The sequence below is a fragment of the Pseudomonas sp. AC463 genome, assembly GCF_979253585.1.
The window spans coordinates 1-280 of record NZ_CEEDDZ010000497.1 but is presented as its reverse complement, the minus strand read 5'-3'; the positions used below and the strand labels follow the sequence as shown (position 1 = coordinate 280).

Here is a 280-nt window from a genome sequence, read left to right as displayed (position 1 = left end):
AGGTCGGGTCGCTGATCATCAACTGCGTAGCGCGCGGCGTCGCCAACTGGGTCGCGGAGGAATAGGCGCTGACCATGGCCGTCAACGAGAAGGTCGTCACCGCCAGCATGCTCGACGCCATGATCTGGAGGATCGTGCCGACCGAGTCCTGCCCGACCTCTCCGCCGAAGCGGTAGGGGAGGTAGGGGCCGATCAGGGCGGCGGCGACGGCCAGCGCTATGCTCAGGGCACTGATGACGGCGGCGCGGAACCAGATCTGCCGCACGACCCGGCTGAGAAC

General features: G+C 67.5%; 1 protein-coding gene. It reads right to left on the bottom strand.

All coding sequences use genetic code 11. From position 1 onward, the window contains the following. The coding region (locus AC0IYH_RS31130; RefSeq protein WP_471838054.1) for a DUF2254 family protein at nucleotides 1–280 on the bottom strand (280 nt) is incomplete at both ends.